The organism is Brevibacterium sp. LAARM2_SD2, from assembly GCF_057364785.1.
Genome location: NZ_JBNFOM010000042.1, coordinates 1 through 16,288 on the forward strand (window position 1 = coordinate 1; position 16,288 = coordinate 16,288).

The 16,288-nt window shown below is 69.5% G+C and carries 12 protein-coding genes and 1 pseudogene; all 13 read right to left on the minus strand.

Annotated elements, in window-relative coordinates; all coding sequences use genetic code 11:
• Nucleotides 1-2 precede the first annotated feature (2 nt).
• Nucleotides 3-1,055 carry a thiamine pyrophosphate-binding protein gene (locus AC2W7K_RS17420; RefSeq protein ID WP_486006461.1) on the minus strand — a complete coding sequence of 351 codons (1,053 nt, stop codon included), beginning with the start codon at nt 1,053-1,055 and terminating at the stop codon, nt 3-5.
• Entirely contained in the window at nt 1,052-3,226 is a 2,175-nt protein-coding gene (locus AC2W7K_RS17425; protein WP_344251722.1) for an acetate--CoA ligase family protein, read from the minus strand. Before AC2W7K_RS17425 ends, AC2W7K_RS17420 begins: the two co-directional genes overlap by 4 nt.
• A gap of 8 nt (nt 3,227-3,234) precedes the next feature.
• On the minus strand, nt 3,235-4,410 hold the full coding sequence (locus tag AC2W7K_RS17430) for a Glu/Leu/Phe/Val dehydrogenase dimerization domain-containing protein (RefSeq protein ID WP_344251721.1): 1,176 nt from the start codon (nt 4,408-4,410) through the stop codon (nt 3,235-3,237).
• Between the two features lie 91 nt (nt 4,411-4,501).
• Nucleotides 4,502-5,104, minus strand: coding sequence for a TetR/AcrR family transcriptional regulator (locus AC2W7K_RS17435; RefSeq protein WP_344251720.1), 603 nt, complete (start codon nt 5,102-5,104; stop codon nt 4,502-4,504).
• 9 nt (nt 5,105-5,113) lie between these two features.
• Nucleotides 5,114-5,929: a M16 family metallopeptidase gene (locus tag AC2W7K_RS17440; protein WP_376870453.1), complete on the minus strand. Its 816-nt coding sequence runs from the start codon at nt 5,927-5,929 to the stop codon at nt 5,114-5,116.
• A gap of 75 nt (nt 5,930-6,004) precedes the next feature.
• Nucleotides 6,005-6,369 (minus strand): annotated as a pseudogene (locus AC2W7K_RS17445) (M16 family metallopeptidase); the annotation flags it as partial.
• Nucleotides 6,370-6,452: 83 nt separating this feature from the next.
• The gene (locus AC2W7K_RS17450; protein WP_344251719.1) at nt 6,453-8,684 is read right to left on the minus strand and encodes a polyribonucleotide nucleotidyltransferase; all 2,232 of its coding nucleotides are present in this window, start codon (nt 8,682-8,684) and stop codon (nt 6,453-6,455) included.
• A 1,352-nt stretch (nt 8,685-10,036) separates the two neighbouring features.
• Nucleotides 10,037-10,306, minus strand: coding sequence for a 30S ribosomal protein S15 (gene rpsO, locus AC2W7K_RS17455; protein ID WP_137826052.1), 270 nt, complete (start codon nt 10,304-10,306; stop codon nt 10,037-10,039).
• 93 nt (nt 10,307-10,399) lie between these two features.
• Nucleotides 10,400-11,338, minus strand: a complete 939-nt coding sequence (locus AC2W7K_RS17460; RefSeq protein ID WP_211979033.1) for a bifunctional riboflavin kinase/FAD synthetase — start codon at nt 11,336-11,338, stop codon at nt 10,400-10,402.
• A gap of 28 nt (nt 11,339-11,366) precedes the next feature.
• On the minus strand, nt 11,367-12,317 hold the full coding sequence (truB, locus tag AC2W7K_RS17465) for a tRNA pseudouridine(55) synthase TruB (protein WP_486006462.1): 951 nt from the start codon (nt 12,315-12,317) through the stop codon (nt 11,367-11,369).
• Between the two features lie 30 nt (nt 12,318-12,347).
• Nucleotides 12,348-13,106 carry a VldE C-terminal domain-containing protein gene (locus AC2W7K_RS17470; RefSeq protein ID WP_249121047.1) on the minus strand — a complete coding sequence of 253 codons (759 nt, stop codon included), beginning with the start codon at nt 13,104-13,106 and terminating at the stop codon, nt 12,348-12,350.
• A 335-nt stretch (nt 13,107-13,441) separates the two neighbouring features.
• Nucleotides 13,442-13,879, minus strand: coding sequence for a 30S ribosome-binding factor RbfA (rbfA, locus tag AC2W7K_RS17475; protein WP_486006463.1), 438 nt, complete (start codon nt 13,877-13,879; stop codon nt 13,442-13,444).
• Between the two features lie 105 nt (nt 13,880-13,984).
• A partial coding sequence (gene infB, locus AC2W7K_RS17480; protein ID WP_486006464.1) for a translation initiation factor IF-2 occupies nt 13,985-16,288 on the minus strand: 2,304 nt, incomplete at its 5' end.

The following is a 16,288-nucleotide window of genomic DNA, read 5'->3' on the forward strand; positions in this document are numbered from 1 at the left end:
GCTCAACGGCCGAGCCCAGGCGCCGCTGCGCCGCCCGACGCCCACCGCTCGGCGCCGCTGTGGTCCCGCACCCGCTTCACGGCGGCGGCGAGAGAGGCGGTGGCCTCGGTCGCGTCGGCGATGAGGGGATGGCTGACCGCGGCATTGCCGAGCATCTGCGTCTCGTCGATGTCGATGCGTACGACGGTGTCGGGCAGGGTCAGTAGTACGGGCCAGAAGTCGCTCGGGGCGAGTTCGGTGCCGACCGCGACGACGGCATCGGCGCGGGCGAGGATGTCGGGCAGCTCGGGGAGGAACCCGTTCGCCCCGAGCACGAGCGGATGGTCGCCGGCGATCGCGCCCTTGGCGTTCGCGGAGAGGATGATCCCGGCGCCGAGCGCCTCGGCGAGGGCGACGATCCCCTCCCCCGCACCGTGGGACCCGCCGCCGGCGATGACGAGCGGACGCTGGGAGGCGGCGAGCGCCTCGGCGGCGGTGGCGACGCCCTGCTCATCGAGCACGGGCAGGGGCCGGGTGACGGCGGGGTGGATGATGCCTGGCCCGGTGGCCTCGATGAGGTCGAGCGGGATCTCGATGCTCGCGGGCCGGGGCCGGCCGGAGCGGATGCGCGTGAGCGCCTGCGCGACGGCCAGCGGCACCTCCCCCACGGTCGTCACGCGGTGACTGTCGCCGAGGATCGCCTCGATCGCGAGCGCCTGGCTGCGCACCTCGTGGAGGAGTCCGGTGCCGCGGCCGGGATGGGTCGAGGGCATGCCGGGGCTGATGAGGAGGACCGGCACGGAGTCGGTGAACGACTGGAGCAGCGCGGTCAGCGCGTTGAGCACGGCGGGTCCCGTCGTCGTCACGACGACCTGGACGTCACCGGTGACGCGGGCGGCGCCGTCGGCCATGAAGCCCGCCCCCTGTTCATGGCGGGGCGAGACGATCTCGATGCCGTGCTCGCTCAGCTGCGCGAAGATCTCGAGGTTGTGGGTGCCGGGGATCCCGAAGACGCGGGTGATGCCCTCGGCGGCCAGGGCTGCGGCGAGGTGGCCGCCGCCGGTGAGTTCGCTCATGCGCTCGTCTCCGTTCGTGTGTCGGTGCGGGGATGGGTGGGGATGGCCTGGCCCCGGTCGCTGGTGTCGGTGCTCGGATGGGTGGGAGCTGTGACGTCGTCGCCTGCGGCGTCCGCGTCCTCGGTCTCTCCGGCCTCCTCGGTCTCACCGGGGTCGGTGATGACGAGGGCGTCGACGGCGAGCGCCCCGGATGCGGCGACGCGCACGGGGTTGATCTCGATCTCCGTGATCGCGTTCGACCCGGCGATGAGCCGGGAGACGGCGACGACGACGTCGGCGAGGCTCTCGACGTCGGCGGCCGGCCGGCCCCGCCATCCTTGGAGGAGCCGGTGGATCTTCAGTCGCGCGAGCATGTCGAGGGCCTCGGTCCGCGACACCGGCGCGAGTTCGAGACGGGTGTCCTCGTAGAGCTCCGTCTCCGTGCCCCCGGCCCCGACCAGGACGATGGGACCGAAGTTCTCGTCCTGCCGCCCGCCGACGAGGATCTCGACGACGTGCTCACGCCGGTCCATCTCCTCGACGATGTAGTCACCGGCACCGAGGCGGCCGACCATCTCCGTGTGCGCGGCGTCGAGCGCGGCCAGGTCCGGCAGCCCGAGGACGATGCCGCCGACCTCCGTCTTGTGCGCGGGCCACCCTGCCTTGAGGACGAACGGCGGGGTCAGACCCGCTGCCGCGACCGCCTCGGCGAGGTCATCGGAGTCCCCCACCCGCACCCCAGCGGGCACGGCGACCCCGGCTGCCGCGATCGTCTCCCGGGCCGCGCTGTAGCCGGTCCCCCACGGGGTCAGTGCCGCCGACTGTTCGAGTGACTCGGCGATCCGACCGGAGTGGGCGGCGTAGAACGCGGCGAGCGAGAGCACCCGCATCGTCGTGTCGATCGACCGGTAGCAGGGGACGAACCGCGCCCACAGGTCGGTCACGGCCGGGGAATCCGCGCTCATCGAATGGACGAGCAGGGGTTTGCGCAGCTCCGCGGCGGTCCCGCCGAGGACACCCACCTCGGCGAGTTCAGCCGCTTCCAGCTCCGGTGTGTCCTCCCCGTAGGCGCCGAAGTACCCGGTGAGGACGACGGCGTCGACGCTGTCGTCGGCGAGGAGCTCGCGCACGACGCGGGCGTAGACGCTCAGGTCCTTCTCCCCGGCCCCGTCGAGGTCGATGGGGTTGTCGATGTGCCCGGCCTCGGGGATGACGGCGGAGACCCTGGCGCGGGTCGCCACAGTGAGCGGATCGACGGTGAGGCCGTGGAGTTCGGCCATGTCCGCGGCGATCGCTGCCTGACCGCCCGAGTCGGAGACGATCGCGACCCGGCGGCCGCCCGGCAGCCATGAGGAGGCGAAGTACCCGGCGAGTTCGACGATCTCCGACGGTGAGGACAGGCGGATCGCGCCGGCCTTCCGGCAGGCCGCATCGACGGCGTCGATCGCCGAGGTGAGCGCCCCGGTGTGGGAGCGCGCGAGCCGTCTGCCGGCGGTCGAGGCTCCGGTGGTGAGGATCATCGTCGGTTTGCCCGCCGCCCGCAGGCGCTGCAGGGCAGCGACGATCGCCTCTCCCCCGCTGAAGGATTCGAGGTAGACGGCGACCTGACTGGTGGCGGGATCGTCGACGAGGGTGTCGAGGATCTCCGCCGCCCGGACATCGGACTGCCCGCCGATCGAGGCGAACCGGGAGATCCCGATGCCGCTGCGGGCCGAGAGGGCGGCGATCTCCGAGCCGAGCTGCCCGCTCTGGGAGACGACGGCGAGCGAGCCCGGCGTGAAATGGCCCCACGCGAGGAGCAGCTCGTTGCCGGAGTCGACGAGGCCGAGGGAGCCGGGGCCGATGAGCCGGGCACCGGCGGCGGTGATCGTCGCGGCGAGCTCGGCGGCCCGCGGCACCCGGGTGGAGACGATGAGGAACGCGCGCACGCCGGCCGCGAGCGCCTCGGCGACGACGGGTTCGACCCCGGCACCCGGGATCGAGATGACGAGGAGCTCGGGGGCCTCGGGCAGATCGGACAGGCGCGCGTGCGTCGGGACGCCCTGGATCGAGGTGGCGTTCGAGTTGATGAGGAAGACGCGCCGTCGCCCGGCCCCGGTCAGGGCTCCGGCGGCGAGCCAGAAGCCCCATTTCGCCGGATTGTTCGAGGCTCCGAGGACAGCGACGCTGCTGGGGTCGAAGAACTGGTCCACGTCGCGCCCTAAGCCTGACCCATCGGGCGGTCGAGGTCGGCGAGGGCGGCGAGGTTCGCGTCGACCCGGGCCTGGGCGGCGACCCGTGGGGTGACGCCGGACTCCCGCGCCGCGGTGATCGTCTCGGTCGTCAGGTCCCGCAGGGTCTCAACGATGAGGGCGCGGCTCTGCTCCCACGAGCCGTCGATGTCACCGAAGTACACCCACCACCACCAGGCGTTCGTCGCGGAGTTCGCGAGGAAGTCGGGAACGACGGTGACGCCGCGAGCCGCCAGCGCCTCCTCTGCCTCGGCGGTGACGGGCATGTTCGCGGCCTCGACGATGTGCCTGGCACGGACGCGGTCGCTGTTGTCGGCGGTGATCGCGTAGCTCACGGCCGCGGGCACGAGGAGGTCGGCGTCGGCGGCGAGCCAGTCGTCGCGGTCGCCGACATGATCTTCCGGGCGCAGCGCGTCCCGGGAGACGCCGCCGTAGGGATCGCGGGTGGCGAGCAGCGTCTCGACGTCGAGGCCCGCGGGGTTGGAGACGAACCCGTCGGCATCGGCGATGCCGACGATCCGCACCCCCGCCTCGGCGAGGAAGCGCGCGGTCGCCCCGCCCATCGACCCGAATCCCTGGATCACCGCGGTCGTGTCCGCCGGTGACCGACCGTCGGCCTCGAGGGCGGCCAGCGCCGAGGCGGCCACCCCGAGTCCGCCGACGAGTTCGTCCTGGGCGACCCCGTCGACGATCGTCGAGAACGCCGTCAGCGACCGCTGCTCGGCTGCGGCGGGGTCGGCGACGAGCTTCTCGACCGCGCTCAGTCCGCTGCCGAGGCCGCGGCGCTCGAGGATCTCGTCGATGTCGTCCTGCCGGACTCCGAGGTCCTCACCGAGCGCCCAGTACGCGTGCATGAGCGGATTGATAGCGACGAGGAAGCGCTCGAGGACGTCGACGGCGCCCTCGGCGCGGGGGTCGAAGTCGATGCCGCCCTTTGCCCCGCCGACCGGGACGTACCGGCGTCCGGGCACGAGGTGGATCGCCTCTTTGCGGGTCATGCCCTCGGCGAGTCCGCGCACCTCCTCCAGGGTGCACCCGGGCCGCATGCGCAGGCCCCCGGAGGCGGCGCCGCGCACGAGGGTGTCGATGACGACGAAGCCGTGGGTGCCGGTGATCGGGTCCTGCCAGGTGATGTCCATGAACATGGGGCCTCCGAGGGACGGGCGGATGGAGGTCTTACTGAATAGCGGTTCAGTAAGAGTCTCACACCAGTCTGCGGCCGCAGGGCGCCGCGCGTCAAGGCCGGGGGCGGGCGCGTCCGAGAGCGGAGTCGGCGAAGTCGCGGACCCAGTCGAGCATGAGCGCCCGGGAGTCGGTCTCGGAGGTCATCAGCCGGACCGAGAGACCGTCGAGGTGGGCGAGGATCTTCGTCACCGCCTCGGCGATGTCACCGGGCGCCACGGTGAATTCCCCGGTCCCCGCACCGGAGCGGACCACCTCGGCGAACACGGTCTGCCACGCGCGGTCGAGACGGGCGAGCGTGGCCCTGATCTCCTCGTCGAAGAGCGCCGCGGACCATGCGTCCATCCAGATCGTCCAGCTGCGCGTCGACCCGCTCGGCAGGTACCACGCGAGGAGGTCGTCGAGGATCTCCTGCGCCGGACGGTCCGCGGCGGCGATCGCCCGCGCCCGGTCGAGGTCGTTCTCACCGGCGAAGGCGAATGCCTCGGCGACGAGGGCCTCCTTCGTCGCGAAGTGGTAGATGACGAGGCTCGCGCTCAGGTCGAGGCGGCGGGCGACGTCGGCGACCCGCAGGGCGCGCAGCCCGGTCGCCTCGATCTCGTCGATGGTCGCGGCGAGGATCTCCTCGCGGCGCACCTCGGCGCGTTTGCGACCCATGCGCCGGCCTCAGTCCCGCAGTGCGACGTCGGTGGCCGGGCCGACGAGGGAGAGCGCCTTCGGTCGCACGAGGAGATCGCCGGCCATGGCGCTGACCTGGTCGGGGGTGACCGAGCGGATGCGCTCGATGAGGTCGAAGGGCGCTTCGAGCGGGATGCCGAAGATCTCGGCCCGGGCCAGGCGGTTCATCCGCGCCGCCGAGGATTCGAGTCCGAGCACCATCGATCCGGAGAGCTGGGAGACGATCTCGTCGAGTTCGGCACGGCTCGGCGGGAGCTGCGCGAGGCGGTCCCATTCGGTCAGTGCCAGGTCGAGGACGGCCTGCCCGTTCTCGGGGCTGCACCCGGCGTAGATCCCGAACGTCCCGATGTCGGTGAACTGGCTCGCGGTCGCGTTGACCGCGTAGGCGAGCCCCCGCTCCTCGCGGATGCTCTGGAACAGCCGCGAGGACATGCCGCCGCCGAGCAGGGTGAGCAGCACCGAGTAGACGAACCGGTCCGGGTGGCCCTCGGGCAGACCCTGGCATCCGAGCAGCATCCCCAACTGCTCGGTGTCCTTGGTCGTGTGCGAGCGGCCGGTGCGGAATTCGGGCAGGGTGCGCGCCGAGGCGGCCGCGTGCGGGTGCCCGATGACGCCTGCGCCCGGTGAGGTCGAGACCTCTTCCGGCAGGGCCACGGTCGTCGCGAACGCCCCGGTCTCGGTCAGTGCCCGTTCGACCATGCCGACGACCTCGGAGTGCTCGGCGCCGCCGGCCGCGGCGATGATGAGCTGGCCGGGCACGTAGGTCGAGGCGTAGTGGTCGAGCAGGGTGTGGTGGCCGAGCACCCGGATCTGGTCCTTCGTCGCTCCGACGGGACGGGCCAGCGGGTGATCGGCGAAGACGAGGGCGTCGAAGTCGTCGAAGAGGACGTCGCCGGGATCGTCGGCGGCCATCGCGAGCTCTTCGATGATGACCCCGCGCTCACGTTCGAACTCCACAGGGTCGAGCGTGGAGTCGGAGACCATGTCGAGGAGCAGCGAGGTGATCGCCGGGAGGTCGGTGACGAGGCAGCGGGAGTAGTAGCACGTGAACTCCTTGGCCGTGATGGCGTTGGAGTCCCCGCCCGTGCGGTCAAGGCCGCGGCGATCGTCTTCGCGTCCTTCGTCGAGGTGCCCTTGAAGAGCATGTGCTCGAGGAAATGGGTCGAGCCGGCGGTCGCCGCGGTCTCGTCACGGGACCCGGCGGCGACCCAGATGCCGATCGTCTCGGAGGCGAGACCCGGCATGTGCTCGGTGGTGACGGTGAGACCACCGGGGAGGACAGACCGTTCGATGCGGCTGTCCTCCCCGGTGTGCGTGGAGCCTGGGATCAGTTCTCCGACTCCTCATCCGCCTCGGCGTCCGCGTCGTCATCGCCGTCGACGACGGGAGCGAGCGAGAGCTTGCCGCGGTCGTCGATCTTCGTGATCTCGACCTGGACCTTCTGGCCCACGCCGACGACGTCCTCGACGTCCTCGACGCGCTTGCCGTCGTTGAGCTTGCGCAGCTCGGAGATGTGGAGGAGCCCGTCCTTGCCCGGGGTGAGCGAGACGAACGCGCCGAAGCTCATCGTCTTGACCACGGTGCCGAGGTAGCGTTCGCCGACCTCGGGGACCTGCGGGTTGGCGATCGCGTTGATCATCGAGCGGGCCGCCTCGGCGGAGGTGCCGTCGGTCGCGCCGATGAGCACGGTGCCGTCGTCCTCGATGCTGATGTCCGCGCCGGTGTCCTCCTGGATCTGGTTGATCATCTTGCCCTTGGGGCCGATGACCTCGCCGATCTTGTCGACGGGGATGTTCACCGAGATGATCCGCGGAGCCGTCGCCGCCATCTCACCCGGGGCGTCGATGGCCTCGGCCATGACGTCGAGGATGACCATGCGGGCCTCGCGGGCCTGCTTGAGCGCGGCGGTGAGCACCGAGGAGGGCAGACCGTCGAGCTTCGTGTCGAGCTGGATCGCGGTGACGAAGTCCCGGGTGCCGGCGACCTTGAAGTCCATGTCGCCGAAGGCGTCTTCCGCACCGAGGATGTCGGTCAGGGCCGCGTATGCGGTCTGCTCGCCCTGGTCGGTGGAGATGACGTCGGAGACGAGGCCCATCGCGATGCCGGCCACGGGTGCCTGGAGGGGCACACCGGCGTTGAGCATCGACAGCGTCGAGGCGCACACGGAGCCCATCGAGGTCGACCCGTTCGAACCGAGGGCCTCGGAGACCTGGCGGATCGCGTACGGGAACTCCTCGCGCGAGGGCAGGACCGGGGCCAGGGCGCGCTCGGCCAGAGCGCCGTGGCCGATCTCGCGGCGCTTCGGGCTGCCCACCCGGCCGGTCTCACCGGTCGAGTAGGGCGGGAAGTTGTAGTGGTGCATGTAGCGCTTCGAGGTCACCGGCGACAGCGAGTCGATCTGCTGCTCGAGCTTGAGCATGTTGAGCGTGGTGATGCCGAGGATCTGGGTCTCGCCGCGCTGGAAGAGCGCCGAGCCGTGGACGCGCGGGATGACGCCGACCTCGGCCGAGAGCGGACGGATGTCCTTGAGCCCGCGTCCGTCGATGCGGACCTGCTCGGTGAGGATGCGCTTGCGCACGACCTGCTTCGTCAGGGCGTTGAGCGCCGCGGCGATCTCCTTCTCGCGGCCCTCGAAGCGCTCGCCGAGCTTGTCGAAGAGCTCTGCGAGGAGCTCTTCGCCGGCGGCTTCGCGCTCCTGCTTGTCGGCGATCTGGAAGTTCTCGGTCTGCTTCGCCTCGGCGAGGTCCTTGACGGCCTCGAAGACGTCGTCCTGGTAGTCGCGGAAGACGGGGAACTCGACGGTCGGCTTCGCGGCCTGGTCGGCGAGTTCCTGCTGGGCGCGGCAGAGTTCGGCGATGAAGGGCTTGGCGGCTTCGAGACCTTCGGCCACGACCTCCTCGGTGGGGGCTGTCGCGCCGGTCTTCACGAGGTCGATCGAGTTCTCGGTGGCCTCGGCCTCGACCATCATGATGGCGACGTCGTCACCGACCATGCGACCGGCGACGACCATGTCGAAGACGGCGTCGTCGAGCTGCGAGAAGTTCGGGAAGGCGACCCACTGACCGTCGATGAGCGCGATGCGCACGCCGCCGATGGGGCCGGAGAACGGCAGACCCGAGAGCTGGGTCGACATCGACGCGGCGTTGATCGCCAGGGCGTCGTAGAGGTGGTCGGGGTTGATCGACATCACGGTGACGACGACCTGGACCTCGTTGCGCAGGCCCTTGACGAAGGACGGGCGCAGCGGACGGTCGATGAGGCGGCAGGTGAGGATCGCGTCGGTCGAGGGGCGGCCCTCACGGCGGAAGAACGAGCCGGGGATGCGGCCGGCGGCGTACATGCGCTCTTCGACGTCGACGGTGAGCGGGAAGAAGTCGAAGCCCTCACGGGGGTGCTTGCCGGCGGTGGTCGCCGAGAGCAGCATCGTGTCGTCGTCGAGGTAGGCGACGGCGGAGCCGGCGGCCTGCTTGGCCAGCCGGCCGGTTTCGAAGCGGATGGTGTGTGAGCCGAAGCGACCGTTGTCGATCGTGGCCACGGTGGTTTCAGGGGTGGTACCCACGTAGTCTCCTAGTTCAATGCCGACGGACGGGCGGGTGCGCCTGCCGCGCCGGCGGACAGTGTCGTGGACGCCATGGAACCAGGGCCGGTCATCGATCGGGGCCCACGGATGAGGGCGTCTGCGCGGGCATCTGCCTTCCTCCGGAGGCCACTACCGAGGACCGAAACGTCCATGGCATAGGTGTCCGCCGGTCAGTCTACCGCAGTTGCCGTCATCCGACCGTGGGTCCGCGCACAGCTGAACTCCCGGTCACGGCCGGGGTCTCGCGGGTGCGCGCGAGGGTGCCGAGAGCGCTGCCCGTCGTGCGCTGCGTGCCGGCCAGAAGTCGTCGTGCCAGCCGAAAGTCGTTGCGCCGGCGAGAAGTCCTGTCCGCGAAAAGTCATTGTGCCAGCAGAAAGTCGATCTGCCGGCGAGAAGTCCGCGACACGCCACCGGCTGGCGGCCAGAAGTAGAATCACGCGGCCACTAGTCGAGCGCCATTTCACTTTTGGCCGACAGTCGCTCAGCGCACCCCGTGTCGAAACACCGGCGCAGAAGCTCTGACGCACCCTTGCGCGAGAAGTCGTTGCGCCAGCCGAAAGTCGATCTGCCGGCGAGAAGTTCGCGACACGCCACCGACTGTCGGCCGGAAGTAGAATCACCCGACCACTAGTCGAGCGCCATTCGACTTTTGGCCGACAGGCACTCCGCGCACCCCGTGTCGCAACACTGGCGCCGAAACTCAGACGCTCCCTTGCGCGAGAAGTCGTTGCGCCAGCCGAAACTTGTTCGGCCGCCCAGAAGTCCTGTCCGCGAGAAGTCGTTGCGCCAGCCGAAAGTCGATCTGCCGGCGAGAAGTTCGCGACACGCCACCGACTGTCGGCCAGAAGTAGAATCGCCCGGCCACTAGTCGAGCGCCATTTCACTTTTGGCCGACAGGCACTCCGCGCACCCCGTGTCGCAACACCGGCGCAGAAGCTCTGACGCACCCTTGCGCGAGAAGTCCTTGTGCCAGCCGGAAGTCGATCTGCCGGCGAGAAGTTCGCGACACACCACCGGCTGGCGGCCAGAAGTAGAATCGCCCGGCCACTAGTCGAGCGCCATTTCACTTTTGGCCGACAGTCGCTCAGCGCACCCTGTGTCGCCGAAGCGCACCGCACTGCACCGGCGCCACACCCCCAGCCCAGCCAGCCCACTCCCCCGGCAACGACGAACGCCCCGCCGAGAAGGGCGGGGCGTTCGTGCGAGCTGACGGACTCAGCGCAATAGCAACCTCAGCGAAGCAACGGCTTCAGCGAAGAAGCAGCCTCAGCGAGCCGGCCGCGGATCCGGGTCGACCCGAATCAGCGGCGCTGGACGCAACGGCGCTGGAATCAGCGGCGCAGGCCGAGGCGCTTGATGAGCGAGCGGTAGCGCTCGATGTCGACCTGCTGGAGGTACTTGAGCATCCGGCGGCGCTGACCGACGAGGAGCAACAGGCCACGACGCGAATGGTGGTCGTGCTTGTGATCCTTGAAGTGTTCGGTGAGATCCGTGATCCGGCGGGTCAGCAGGGCAACCTGAACCTCGGGAGAACCGGTGTCGCCCTCGTGAGTTCCGTATTCCTTGATGATCTCTTGCTTCGTGGCAGTATCGAGAGCCATGGAGTTCTCCTTACGTATCGTTGCGCGGCGCCGGAACAGGTCAGTTCCAGCCCTCTGGGACCGCGGCCGGTGAAAACGGCAGAGTTCAGCTTATCAGGTGTGCAGGACCTCGCGCACATCGGCGATGTCCTCGTGCATCTGCGCGATGAGCGCGTCCATGCCCGTGAAGGTCACCTGTCCGCGGATGCGCGCGACGAAGTCAAGGGTCATGTGCCGGTCGTAGACGTCGAACTCCCCGAACTCCTTGTCGAGCACGTAGGCCTCGACCCGGCGGCAGTCACCCTGGAACGTCGGGTTCGTCCCGATCGAGATCGCGGCGGGGAACGGATGCTCCTCCCCCTCGAAGCTCGCCCAGCCCGCGTAGACGCCGTCGGCGGGAATGAGTCCCGCGGCGTCGGCGGAGAGGTTGGCCGTGGGGAACCCGAGGTCGCGTCCGCGGGCGTCACCGTGGACGACGGTGCCCTCGACCCGGTGGTAGCGACCGAGCTGATCGGCCGCCTCGGCGACATCACCGGCGATGATCTGGTCACGGATCCGCGACGACGAATACCGTCCCCCGCGCCCGACCTCATCGATCGTCACCGTGGTGAACCCCATCTCCTCGCCGAGGCGGCGCAGGGTCTCGATGGTCCCGGAGTTGTCGTGGCCGAACCTGACATCGTCGCCGACGACGACGCACCGGCACTTCAGCCCCTCGACGAAGTACCGGGCGACGAACTCCTCCGGCGTCTGCGCGGCGAACTCGAGGTCGTAGGGCTGGACGAAGAGGACGTCGATTCCGGTCTCGGCGATGAGCGCGGACTTCTGCTCCGGGCTCGTGATCATCAGCGTCGGGGTGTCCGGACTGTGGATCGTGCGCGGGTGCGGGTCGAAGGTCATCGCCACCGACGTCAGCGAATGCTCGACGGCCTCGGCGGCGACGGCGCGGAGGACTGTCTGATGCCCACGGTGGACGCCGTCGAAGTTGCCCAGGGTGATGACGGTGCCGGGGTCGAAGTCCGGGACCTCGTCCAGGCCGTGATAGATCTCCACTCGAGCGCTGCTCCTTCCGTGCACCGACTCAGAGTATCGCAGGCCGGGATGGTCTGCGAACCGGCTCACGCGCGGTCGATGGCGAAGGCGGTGCGCGACTTGAGACTGCCTCGGCACGCACCTCGGCGACGGAGACGAGCTCGCCGTCGTGGAGTGCCGCGACCTCGTCGCCGGCGACGTCCCATGGCCCTGCCAGGGCCTTGCCCTGCATGAGCGCGGTCGCCTGCGCCGCGCCGACCTCGACGGCGGGCAGCAGGCCCGCGGTCGCCTCGGCGAGGGAGATGAGCGGGGGCGCAGGAGCGTCGAGATCCTCGGGGATCGTCACCGCCTGGCTGAGCGCGAAGGGACCGACGCGGGTGCGGCGCAGCGCGGTGAGATGACCGTGGACGCCGAGGTCGGCGCCGAGGTCCCTCGCGAGCGCCCTGATGTACGTGCCCGAGGAGCAGTCGACGACGACGTCGAGGTCGAGGTGTCCCGCCTCGAGGTCGCGGCGGATCTCGAGGACGTCGAAGAGGGTGATCTCGACCCGGCGGGGCTCGAGGACGACGTCCTCACCGGCGCGCACCCGCGCGTACGACCGCTTGCCGTCGACCTTGATCGCCGAGACCGCACTCGGCACCTGGTCGATGACGCCGCGGAGCCGACCGACGCCGGCGTCGATGTCACCGTCGCTGACGGCGCTGAGGACCGCGGGATCGGCGAGGACGTCGACCTCGGAGTCCGCGTCGTCGGTCGGAGTGCCCGCGCCGAGGCGGATCGTCGCCTGGTAGGTCTTCGTCACGCCCGTGATGTGCGTGAGCAGCTTCGTCCCGCGGCCGAGTCCGAGGACGAGCACGCCGGTGGCCATCGGGTCGAGGGTGCCGGCGTGGCCGACCTTGCGGGTGCCGTACCAGCGGCGCAGCCGCGAGACGACCCCGTGGGAGGTCAGGCCCTGTGGTTTGTCGCAGACGAGGATGCCCTGCGGGGAAGGATCGGTCACCGGTGTCAGTCGATCGTGCTCAGGCGGGGATCAGTTGAACGAGGCGTGGACGTGGTCCATGTGGTTCTGCGTCGCCGAACCGCGGTCCTCCATCGACTTCCAGCCGCTGCCGGGCATCCAGATCCGCTGTTCGAAGATGACGTACTTGACGTTGAGCGCCTTGGCGTTCTTGATGAGGTATTCGGAGATCCGGTCCCCGGTCGGGCCGGAGATCATGATGTCGACGGCTTCGCCGGTGTAGTGGTCGGACGTGCCCGACCCCTGGCGGCGGCCACCGTAGGTCTTGACCTCGGGGAACTTCGCGCACACGGCACGGTAGCCGTTGACGGCGTTGGGCAGGAGCGTCGATTCGATCGACGACGACACCTTGCACGGCGGGGTCTCCACGCCGCTCGGGGTGCTGCCGCTGCTCTTCGAGTCCGAACCGCTGTCCTTCGACGGCGAGGAGGACGGCTTCTCGTCCTTCGACTCGGTCTCCGCGGTGGGCTTCGGCTTCGGCGTCTTGACCTCGAGCGTGGTCTTCGACGTCTTGTTCTTGTACTTCGGGTCCTTCTTGACCTCTTCGATGTACTTCTCGCCGGCTTCCGCGCGCTGCGCATCGATCTCGTCCTGGCTCACGGCCGAGGGGGTCGAGGCGGGCTCCTGCTGCGCGGTGCTCGCGGCTTCGGTCGTCACGGTGCCGGTCTCCGGCGGGCCCATGACGACGGTCGATCCGACCACGGCTGCCGTGGCGGCCGCCGGCACGGCGATCGCTGCGACGACGGGCCGCTGCTTGACCGTGGCGAGCACGGACGTGGCCGTCGAAGGGGCCTCAGCAGAGTGACGGCCGCTCGAGCGCTTGGTCGCGGGAGTGAGGTCCCGGATCAGTTGCTTGGCGAAGCCGGGCTTTGGTGAAGAGTGCTTACCCAATGCAGAATTCCCTTAACAGAGTCGTAATCAGATCGTTACCCGAAGAAGTCTAGGGCATCGCGGAAAGATAACAAAACTGTTACGAGGGATTTTTCGCCCAGTGTGGCGAAGCTCGCGTTCGCACAATGCGACGTGTCACCTCCGCCCCAGTTCAGCGGCCTGCCGTCGCGTTGCGACGACAGGCCGGAGGGCTGCGGACGAGGGCGAGGAAAGTCTCAGACTTCGTCCGTGTCGGCCTCGGCCTTCCGATACGGATCGGCATCGCCGGCGTGCTTCGCGTCCTTCTTGAGATCGGCGATGCGCGCATCGTCGGCCGCGGCGCGGGCGAGCAGGCTGTCGAGGCGCTGGGCCTCCTCGGGGACGGCGTCGGCGACGAACTCGAGGCTCGGGGTGAGCCGGATCGTCAGCCCCTTGCCGACCTCCGAGCGGATGAAGCCCTTCGCGGACTCGAGAGCGGCGGCCGTCGACTCGAGGTCGGAGCCGTCACCGTAGACGGTGTAGAAGATCGTCGCGTGCTGGAGGTCGCCGGTGACGCGGACATCGGTGACCGTGACGAAGCCGAGGCGCGGGTCTTTCAGCCTGCGTTCGATCGTGCTCGCCACGATGACCTTGATCTGGTCGGCGATCTTGCGTGCGCGGGTTGCGTCAGCCATGTCCTCATCCTCTTATCCGTGTCGGGCGGTTGCCCGGAAGTGAAAGTCTAAACGGAGCGAAGCGGCCGGTGCACAGGTGCACCGGCCGCTTGTCCAGCATCGCGATCAGTCGCGGGGCTTCTCCTGCATCTCGAAGGTCTCGATGATGTCACCGACGCGCAGGTCGTTGAAGCTGCCGAGTCCGATACCGCACTCGTAGCCCTCGCGCACCTCGGTGGCGTCATCCTTGAACCGCCGCAGCGATTCGACCTTGAGGTTGTCCCCGATGACCACGCCGTCGCGCGTGACGCGCGCAGCGGAGTTGCGGGTGATGACCCCATCGCGGACGATCGAGCCGGCGATGTTGCCGAACTTCGAGGACCGGAAGACCTCGCGGATCTCCGCGGAGCCGGTCTGGACCTCTTCGAACTCGGGCTTGAGCATGCCCTTGAGCGAGTTCTCGATGTCGTCGATCGCCTGGTAGATGACCGAGTAGTAGCGCACGTCGACGCCTTCGCGGTCGGCCAGGTCGCGGGCCTTCGCCTCCGGCCGGACGTTGAAGCCGATGACGATCGCGTTGTCGACGGTAGCGAGGTTGATGTCGTTCTCCGTGATCGCACCGACGCCGCGGTGGATGATGCGGAGGTCGACCTCGTCGCCGACGTCGATCTTGAGCAGCGAATCCTCGAGCGCCTCGACGGCACCGGAGACATCGCCCTTGAGGATGAGGTTGAGCATGTCGACCTTGCCCTCGGCGAGTGCCTTGGTGAAGTCCTCGAGGCTGATCCGCTTGCGGCCACGGGCCTGGGCGGCGTTGCGCTCGATGGCATCGCGCTTCTCGGCGATCTGCCGCGCGGTGCGGTCGTCATCGGTGGAGATGAACGAATCACCGGCGCGCGGCACCGAGGACAGACCGAGCACCTGGACGGGACGCGAGGGTCCCGCCTCGGCGACGGAATTGCCGTTCTCGTCGAACATCGCACGGACGCGACCGAAGGCCGTGCCGCAGACGATCGCATCGCCCTGACGCAGGGTGCCGGACTCGACGAGGACGGTCGCGACGGCGCCGCGGCCCTTGTCGAGCTTGGCTTCGATCGCGATGCCGCGGGCGGCCTTGTTCGGGTTCGCCCGCAGGTCGAGAGCGGCGTCCGTGGTCAGCAGCACCGACTCGAGGAGCTCGTCGATGCCCTCGCGCTTGAGCGCGGAGATCGGGACGAACATCGTGTCGCCCCCGTACTCCTCGGCCACGAGGTTGTACTCGGTGAGCTGCTGCATGACCTTGGCCGGGTTCGCACCCTCCTTGTCGATCTTGTTGACCGCCACGACGATCGGCACATCCGCGGCCTGCGCGTGGTTGAGTGCTTCGATCGTCTGCGGCATCACGCCGTCGTCGGCGGCGACCACGAGGATCGCGAGGTCCGTCGACTTCGCACCACGGGCACGCATGGCGGTGAACGCCTCGTGACCCGGGGTGTCGAGGAACGTGATGCGGCGCTCGGCGCCCTCATGCTCGACCTCGACCTGGTAGGCGCCGATGTGCTGGGTGATGCCGCCGGCCTCGCGGGCGACGACGTTGGCCGACCGGATCGCGTCGAGCAGCTTCGTCTTGCCGTGGTCGACGTGACCCATGACGGTGACGACCGGGGGCCGGGCGACGAGATCGTCGTCGTCCTCCTCGGCGGCTTCGGCATCGAGGTCGATGTCGAAGGTCTCGAGCAGCTCGCGGTCCTCGTCCTCGGGAGAGACGATCTCGATCTTGTAGCCGAGCTCCTCACCGAGGACCTGGAAGGTGTCCTCGTCGAGTGACTGGGTGATCGTCGCCATCTCGCCGAGGTGGAAGAGCACCGTGACGAGGTTCGTCGGGTCGGTGTTGATCTTCTCGGCGAAGTCGGCGAGCGAGGAGCCGCGGCGCAGGCGCAGCGGAGTCTCGCCGTCACCGCGCGGAACGGTCACGCCGCCGATCGACGGCGCCTGCATCTGCTCGAGTTCGGCGCGCTTGGCCCGCTTCGACTTCCGGCCCTTCTGGCGCGGACCGCCGCCGCGACCGAACGCACCCTGGGTGCTGCCGCGACCGCGACCGGAGCCGCCGACCGCCGCCACCCGGGCCTCCGCCCCGGTCCGCGACGACCTGCCCGGTGCGCTGCCGGGAGCGCCCGCAGGGCCTCCCCCGGGTCCGCCGGCCGGAGCGTTGCGTCCGCCTCCGCCGCGTCCCCGACCGGGGGCCGGCTTGTTGAGCGCGGAGTTCTTCATCATCGACGGGTTGGGTCGCGGGGCACCCGGACGCGGTCCGGCAGCGCCGGCCTCACCGGCGGGACGAGCCGGACGCTGACCCGGCTTCGGCATGCCCTGCGAGTTCGCGAACGGGTTGTTGGCCGGGATCGGGCACCGGCCCTGGCCGCCCTGACGGCCTGCCGGGCTTCGGGCCGTCCC